Origin of the sequence: Alloprevotella sp. Lung230 (assembly GCF_014385435.1) — a bacterium.
GTDB lineage: Bacteria > Bacteroidota > Bacteroidia > Bacteroidales > Bacteroidaceae > Alloprevotella.
Genome location: NZ_JACSUD010000022.1, coordinates 19,394 through 27,737, shown reverse-complemented (window position 1 = coordinate 27,737; position 8,344 = coordinate 19,394). Strand labels below are relative to the sequence as shown.

General features: G+C 46.6%; 8 protein-coding genes. All 8 read left to right on the top strand.

Annotated elements, in window-relative coordinates:
• Positions 1-399: hypothetical protein (locus H8527_RS09480; protein WP_187547706.1), on the top strand; the 399-nt coding region annotated here is incomplete at its 5' end.
• A 103-nt stretch (positions 400-502) separates the two neighbouring features.
• Positions 503-1,141: a peptidylprolyl isomerase gene (locus H8527_RS09475; RefSeq protein ID WP_187547704.1), complete on the top strand. Its 639-nt coding sequence runs from the start codon at positions 503-505 to the stop codon at positions 1,139-1,141.
• 89 nt (positions 1,142-1,230) lie between these two features.
• Positions 1,231-2,295 carry a chorismate synthase gene (gene aroC / locus H8527_RS09470; RefSeq protein WP_187547702.1) on the top strand — a complete coding sequence of 355 codons (1,065 nt, stop codon included), beginning with the start codon at positions 1,231-1,233 and terminating at the stop codon, positions 2,293-2,295.
• Between the two features lie 682 nt (positions 2,296-2,977).
• Positions 2,978-3,622 (top strand): transcription termination/antitermination NusG family protein, encoded by a 645-nt coding sequence (locus tag H8527_RS09465; RefSeq protein WP_187547694.1) that lies wholly within the window; start codon positions 2,978-2,980, stop codon positions 3,620-3,622.
• Positions 3,623-4,177: 555 nt separating this feature from the next.
• Positions 4,178-5,713 carry a lipopolysaccharide biosynthesis protein gene (locus H8527_RS09460; protein ID WP_187547692.1) on the top strand — a complete coding sequence of 512 codons (1,536 nt, stop codon included), beginning with the start codon at positions 4,178-4,180 and terminating at the stop codon, positions 5,711-5,713.
• Positions 5,714-5,716: 3 nt separating this feature from the next.
• On the top strand, positions 5,717-6,607 hold the full coding sequence (locus H8527_RS09455; RefSeq protein WP_187547691.1) for an alpha-1,2-fucosyltransferase: 891 nt from the start codon (positions 5,717-5,719) through the stop codon (positions 6,605-6,607).
• On the top strand, positions 6,604-7,686 hold the full coding sequence (locus tag H8527_RS09450) for a glycoside hydrolase family 99-like domain-containing protein (RefSeq protein WP_187547689.1): 1,083 nt from the start codon (positions 6,604-6,606) through the stop codon (positions 7,684-7,686). Before H8527_RS09455 ends, H8527_RS09450 begins: the two co-directional genes overlap by 4 nt.
• Positions 7,683-8,318 (top strand): acyltransferase, encoded by a 636-nt coding sequence (locus H8527_RS09445; RefSeq protein WP_370539240.1) that lies wholly within the window; start codon positions 7,683-7,685, stop codon positions 8,316-8,318. Before H8527_RS09450 ends, H8527_RS09445 begins: the two co-directional genes overlap by 4 nt.
• Positions 8,319-8,344 lie beyond the last annotated feature (26 nt).

Here is an 8,344-nt window from a genome sequence, read left to right as displayed (position 1 = left end):
CAGCAGAACCAGGCGTTCACCTACGACGACCTCTGCCACCAGCTCATGCGCTTTGCCCAGGTCCTCCCCCGCGAACACACCGCCGACACCGAACGGCTCAAAATCATCGCCACCGATGCCTCGCGCCTCACGCTCGACACCGCACCCGACGGCACACCGCGCATCACCGCCCTTGTCGAATATGAGGCCGTGAAAAACGAGCTCCAGCAACTCCTGCCGCAGCTCCGCGCCCACCTCTGCCAAGCGCTCCACAACGACTTCCTGCACCTCCACATCGAGATTGCTCCGCAGCAAATCAAGCGCCGAGCCTATTCCGCCCGTGAGGTCTATCAGCAAATGCTCGAAAAGAGCGAACCGCTCCAACATCTGGCCAAAGCCCTCCACCTTCGCTTGACCTGAGATCGATGCCCTCACACCGCCCTCTCACGCGACCCCAGCCCGAAGTCTGAGCCGGATTCTCCCTTTTCTGTTTTTCCCCACTCCCTCCAACTCCTTTACTCCAATGGACACAAAGCAACACCGCTACATCACCGTAGCCTACACCCTCTACGCCGACAACGAAGCCGGCATCCACGAACAGCTCGAAGAGGCCCCCGCCGCACATCCCTTCCAGTTCATCACCCATCTCGGCATGGCGCTCGACAGTTTTGAGGAGCGTGTGCGCGACCTCAACGAAGGCGACACGTTCGACTTCACCCTCACCGTCGAAGAAGGCTACGGTCCCTACGAAGAAGAGCGCGTCATCGAAGTGCCCAAGACGGCCTTCCACATCAACGGCCGCTTCGACAAAGACACCGTCTATCCCGGCGCCGTTCTGCCCCTCGTCAATGAAGAGGGCTACCGCTTCGATGGGCTCGTGGTCGATGTCAAAGACGAAGTGGTGGTCATCGACCTCAATTCGCTCTATGCCGGCAAGGAGCTTCACTACAAGGGCCATGTCGTAACGGCACGCCCCGCCACCGATGCCGAAATCCAAGGCGCCATCAATATGCTCTCGGGCGAAGGTTGCGGCTGTGGTTGCGGCCACGACCACGACGAGGACGGCCACGACCACTGCGGTTGCCATCACGACCATGAAGACGGTCATCACGATGGCTGCGGAGGTTGCGGCTGCGACCACGGTCATCACCACCAACACTAATTTTCCGGCCGATGCTCCAACACATGGCGGTGGGTCTTTCCCACCGCCATTTTTGTACATCGCCCTCCCCCCCTTTCATCTTCTGAACCATGAACACCTTCGGACAATTCTTCCGCCTCACCACCTTCGGCGAAAGCCACGGCATCGGCGTGGGCGGCATCATCGACGGCATGCCCGCCGGTATCGACATCGACCCCGATTTCATTCAGCACCAACTCAACCGCCGCCGGCCGGGACAAAGCCGCCTCACCACCCCACGCAGCGAAGCCGATCAGGTCGAACTTCTCTCCGGCATCTTTGAAGGACGCACCACCGGCACCCCCATCGGATTTCTCGTGCGCAACACCCAACACCATTCCTCCGACTACGACCACCTGCGCCACGTCCTCCGACCCTCCCACGCCGATTTCACCTACCAAAGCAAATACGGCATTCGCGACCATCGCGGCGGTGGACGCAGTTCTGCCCGCGAAACCGTGAGCCGTGTGGTGGGCGGGGCGTTTGCACAAATCCTATTGGCTCAACTCGGGGTGCGCATCACCGCCTGGACGCGGCAGGTAGGTTCCATTGTGCTCGACAAAGACTACCACGACCTCCCCCTCGACCAAATCGACAGCAACGACGTGCGTTGTCCCGACCCCGCGACGGCCGAACGCATGGCGCAGCTCATCCTCCAGGTCAAAGGCGAAGGCGACACCGTGGGCGGCGTCATCGAATGTCTCATCACCGGTTGCCCTGCGGGCTGGGGCGCGCCCGCTTTCGACAAACTCCATGCCACCCTTGCCCACGCCATGCTCTCCATCAACGCCGTCAAAGGCTTTGAGTACGGCCTCGGTTTTGCCGGTGCTGCCCTGCGCGGTTCGCAGCAAAACGATGCCTTCCTGCCGGGCTTCGCCACCGCCACCAACCACAGCGGCGGCATCCAAGGCGGCATCAGCAACGGCAACGACATCATCTTCCGCGTGGCCTTCAAGCCCGTGGCCACCCTCCTTCGCGAACAAACGACGGTCGATGTCGACGGCCGCCCCACTCTCCTCACCGCCCACGGCCGCCACGACCCCTGCGTCCTCCCCCGCGCCGTCCCCATCGTCGAAGCTATGGCCGCCCTCACCCTCGCCGATGCCTACCTGCAGCAACGGATATCAAGGTTTTGAAATCTCGGCCTTTCAATGCAGCAATCAAAGGCTCAACAAACCTCAAAATAGAAAAATGAGCACAAAACTTAACTTTTCCCTTAAAAAGCTTGGCAGTTCTCTCGAAACCTTGTATATTTGCCCTCGAAATCAGTTGTCGAGAGGATAACGCCCCACTTAGAATTTAGTTTTTAAGTTAAGTCTAGTTTAGTTTTTGTGTTGGTTTATGGGATTTCGTAGAGACGAAATCCCATAAATTTTTTTAGTACCCCTCTCCATCGCTTTTCTCCCCGAATTTTCTCCCATCAGGGTGGGGCACATTTACCTCAGAGCTAATTTTTTCTACCTCAGAGCCGGAAAAAACTACCTCTGAGGTAAATTTCTCCAGCTCCTATAAATGAGAGGGGAGTTTCCATGTGCCTTCAAGACAGAAGTTCAACAATGCTCGCAACGGACCCAATTTATAGTTCCCCGCGTAAGAGATGCTGAGGGTTCGATAACCTTCGCTCAATCAAAGACTTACAGAGCTTGCTCCTAAGGGTCTGCTTCCTCGCTATTGGGAAATAGTGGGAAGATATTGGTTTTAGATACTCGTAAAGTACTTTAATTCAATTAATTTCATTATCTTTGCACAGAGCTTTTGTCTCTTTTGCGTAGAGATTCAGAAGCACCGCCTCAAGAACGAACTTGATTTCGCACAAAGATGGCAAAGACAATCGTACCACCACAGAGGACGTCCACTATCGCAGGGGACGACGGCGGAGCCATGCGCCCAACCCTCAAAAAACAAGGAAGTGGCGCTGAGAAATTCATTCACCCCACAGGTCCGATGCACTGGTATGTGGCTCGTGTCAGGGTCAATTACGAGAAGAAATTCAAGATACTCATTGAGAAATACTTCCAGGACAGAAACCTGGCTTTGGAAACTTGGCTGCCTTTGGAAAAACGCACGAGGACAAACAGCCGTGGCGGGAGCACCCTCCATGAAGCGGTTCTTCTCACCACCTTTGTCTTCGTGAGAGTGGAAGACAAAAATCTCAATGAGATCCGCTTCCGCTCCGATGTCTACAAAATCCTCTCCGAACCGGGAGAAAGTGTCCCCTATGCCATTCCTGATGACACGTTTGAGAATTTCCGCCGAATCGTGTCGGCAGGGAAGGCCGAGATACAGAGTCACCCCCTCCAACAAGGCGACAAAGTGCGCATCATCGACGGCGACCTTGCCGGCGTCGTGGCCTACGTGCAGCGCATTCAAGGCAAAAAAGCCCTCATTGGCAGTGAAATCCGCAATCTCTGTGGCGCCACCATCGAGATAGACACAGACAAGTTGGAGCCTATCAAAAATTAGCAGTGCTTTTTAACAAGCAGACATTCGAGATTACTTGACACTATATTTGTCTTCAGTCCTTCATCAAATCGTCTTTTAGAAGAAGATTAGAGGAAGTTGTGTAGCCGGCTACGCAATTGGTGAATAAAGACGAGATGGTGGGAGAAGCAGGAAAGACAGGTTCAAAGTAACGAATATCTTATGAATAAGATGGATTCAGACGTGGCTATGTGAGTGGATTGGAACGCAAAGTGGCTTCTCTCACACTTGAAATTAAAGATTGCTCAATACAGAATGCACACCAGCAGCGATTGTTAATGTAACACATCGTTTTTTGCTCCTAACCTTTGCGTTTCACGAATTTATATCTACATTTGCAGCCAGCATGAAAATCTTCACGTAGCCAAGCGACAATATAAAGCTGCAACAACTTCGCCCCTCCTCTTTTCTTTTTTGAGGGACTCTTCGCGATTGTACTATCAAAAATCAGAGTAGCTCTGGTCCAAGTCTTAAGTCCGCATTGGAAAGATTTAGAGCTATACAAAAACTCCTTTTTAGAAGTCTTATAATTAAAGTATGGATGCCAATAACAAGTTACTTATCAAGAATACTGCTTTCCTTTTCATAAGAATGGGCTTCTCGATGGTAGTATCCTTATTCACCTCACGCATCCTACTCAATACCATCGGAGCTGTTGATTATGGAATCTACAATGTCATTGCGGGCTTCATCGTTATAATGACTTTTATTAATGGCGCTTTGAGTACAGCTAGTATGCGCTTTATCACTTCAGCACTGGGCAGGAATGAACGTGAGAATCTGGAAAAAGCTTTCAATTGTAGTTTTTATTTGCATTTATTTGGCGGAGGGGTTTCAATTGTATTGGCGGAAACAATAGGCTTATATTTTTTTTCTACGCAAATGAATATCCCAATTGAACGTTCATTTGCAGCAACTCTCGTGTTTCACTTTGCGAGCATACAGTTACTTTTTAAATTTCTCAATATCCCCTTCAATGCCGTTCTGATTGCTCATGAAAAAATGAATATCTTTGCCTATACCGGCATCACAATTTCATCTATTCAATTCGTAGGAGTTTACACTTTGCGCTTTTGGGGGATGGACCACTTGGTTCTATATGCTGTCCTGACACTATCTCTGGACGTTTTAATATTTCTCTTTTATTTTGTTTATTGCCATAGAAAATTCTCAGAGTGTACCTACAAATTTGTCCGTGAAAAGTCTTATTATCATTCCATTATTTCTTTTTTAGGATTTGACCTTATTGGAAACTTTGCGTCTATTATACAGACTCAAGGATTGAATGTTTTACTAAATATTTATGGAGGACCTTTGCTAAATGCTTCACGCGCGATTTCCTATCAGGTAGAAGGAAGCTTGCGCAATTTCTCAGACAACTTTATGACAGCACTCAAACCACAGATTATCAAAAGTTATGCGCGTAAAGATTTTGAGCAAACGATGAAATTAATCTATCGTGGTGCTATTTTGTCTTTCACCCTCTTTGGGGTACTATGTCTCCCTTTAATCTTCAATCTGAACTACATTATCGAGTTGTGGTTAAAGATGGTACCAGTATACGTGCTGCCTTTTACTAAAGTTGTGCTTCTTACAACAATAGAGTTTACAATTCATCTCCCCTTTCTATATCTTATTATTGCGTCTGGTCGTAATAAATGGACGAACATAACGGCCGGTCTATCACTTGCACTCTCTTTTTTCGCAATATGGCTGGTTTTAGCGCAAGGCCTTCACCCCGTATGGGCTTTCGGGATGGTATGGTTGTTTCGTATTATTACCGATTTTGCAACTTATGCAATGATTCAACATTTACAACTCATCATGCCATTCTCTATATTCTATATCATCAAGAGATTATACATCCCTCTATATTCAGCATTTGCTTTGGGAGCAATAGCTTTTTTTCTCATCAACAAAATCGAAGCTCCTCACCTTCTACACCTTTGTATAGGAATAATCTTTGGGAATGGTGTTTTCATCTCTTGCATTTACTTTCTCGCCTTTTCTCAATCTGAAAAAATGTTTCTACACAGAAAACTTTTAATACTCCAACAGAAACTATTTGGCTAACATATGGATGCAGTTGTTCTCTTTAATGGCCTAGGCAATCAAATGTCGCAATATGCTTTTTATTTGGCCAAAAAACAGCAAGGTCTATCTTGCGTGTGTTTTTTTGAAAGTTCTTCCTCAAGCATGCATAATGGATTTGAACTGCAACGTATCTTTGGCATTCGAATAGCGAGAGGAGTACAGTCTTTTTTACTAAATTTCCTATTGCGAGTTGCGCGTAGTAAACACTTTAAATGGATTTCTCGTCTGATAGGTATTCAGATAATCTCAGAACCTTTGAATTACGATTTTACCTCCTCTTTACTCAAAAAAGGAGGCGGTCTATTGAACTTTTATATAGGTGGCTGGCACTCACCATTATATTACAAGAATATTAAAGAAGAAATTCAAACTGCATTCACATTTCCTTCACAAGAGCATGATATGGCTTTTATGGAATGGAAAACACGGATTGAGAATAAAGAGCAAACAAGCATCTCGTTGCATATTCGTAGGGGAGACTATTTAGATAGTAAACCAGAAGACTACTATCAATTTGGCAATGTGGCCACTGTAGAGTATTACCGTTCTGCTATCAATTATCTTCGTTCACGCATCTCTGATTGTCACTTTTTTGTTTTCTCTAACGACCTCATATGGTGCAAAAAGGAATTTGGCACAGAAGGTTTTAGTTATGTAGACTGTAATACTGGACTACTATCTTGGCGAGATATGTATTTGATGTCCCTCTGTCGTCACCACATCAATGCTAATAGTACTTTCTCCTGGTGGGGAGCATGGCTCTCTCCCTATACTGATACGATGACGATTCGTCCACGATGGTTCATACGGGACATCGAGACTAAAGATTTCTATCCCACACATTGGATTAACGCTGAATTTTTACAATCATGAGTAAACCAAGACTTATCGCCTTCTATCTCCCCCAATTCTACCCTACGCCTGAAAATAACAAATGGTGGGCAAAGGGTTTTACAGAATGGACCAATGTTGGCAATGCTCGCCCCCTCTTTCGAGGACACTATCAGCCACGTGTACCTGCAGATTTGGGCTATTATGATCTCCGACTCCCCGAAGTGAGAGAACAACAAGCTGCTATGGCACACGAAGCTGGAATCGAGGGCTTTTGCTATTGGCACTATTGGTTTGCCGGTGAACGTCTACTTGATCGAGTCTTTGCAGAAGTTGTAGAAAGTGGGAAGCCAGATTTTCCTTTCTGTCTATGCTGGGCAAACCATAGTTGGTATCAAAAAACTTGGGACCCTAACAAGCCCAATCGTTTGCTTATTGAACAAACCTATCCAGGTGAAGAAGACTACATCGCCCATTTCAACGCGATGCTTCCTGCCTTCAAAGACAAACGCTATATGCGTGTTGATGGCAAACTTATTTTTGGTTTCTATGCTCCGCTTGATTGTCCGGATTTTGAGTTATTCAAGAACACTTGGAATCGCTTAGCACAAGAAAATGGATTGAAGGGCTTCTATTTCTTTGGATTTACGTTCTCAGTTGAAAAAATCGATTCTATTCATAAGGCAGGGTATGATGCTTGTGTTTACGATGGAGTTAATGAAATATTTGCTCATAGTTCCTTACTAAAAAGATTCAAGAAACGCATCTTTCGTACTCCTATCGTGACAAATTATGCCGCCTATACTCAGCATTTTCTAAAATTACTCAAAGTTACTCCAGAAGACCATCCTTGCATAAATCCTAATTTCGATCATTCTCCGCGTAGTGCAGAACGCGGTCTTATATTACATCAATCTACACCAAAAAAATGGGGAAAACTTTGTAGAAAAATTTTTCAACTATGTCAGTACCGTAGGGTCGATGATAATCTCGTTTTTATCAAAGCTTGGAATGAGTGGGGAGAAGGTAATTATCTAGAGCCTGACTTGAAGTATGGAAAAGCCTACCTCTGTGAACTAAAAGAGGCACTACAACACTACCCTGAAAACAAAATATCGTGAAGAAGCTTACCCGCAATCGAATGCTCAAAATTGAGAGAAAACTCTACGCAATTTTCAGTAATATCCTCAACCAGGGGAAAGCTCGTTTCTTAGGGATCTCACTTGGCAAAGGAGTGCGTCTACTTGGCACTCTCCAGTTAGATATCAATCCATTGGCTTATGTTGATATTGGAAGTGGTGTTACACTGACCGGTGGAACCTCTTTTAACCCTCTCTCTGATGGACGAAAGATGACCATCTGTGCTGAATGTGCTAAATCAAAAATCATCATAGGGCAAAGTACAGGTATTTCTTCTTCCTGTATCTGGGCAAAAGAGAGCATAACCATCGGTTCATATGTCAATATTGGAGCCAATTGTATCCTTATGGATAGTGATGCCCACAGTTTGGACTGGCGAGTACGCCGATCACGAGAGGTAGTCAAAGGAGTATCTGTTGATGTACTTACAGCTGCAACTGCCCCTATTGTGATTGAAGACGATGTTTTTATAGGCACTCAATCCATTATACTCAAAGGGGTAGTAATTGGTGCACGAAGCATCATTGCTGCAGGAAGTGTTGTTACTAAAAGCATACCACCAGATTGTCTTGCTGGCGGTTGTCCTTGTTATATCATCAAACATCTCAAATAAACAAATCCTCATTAAGTTGGTCTTCA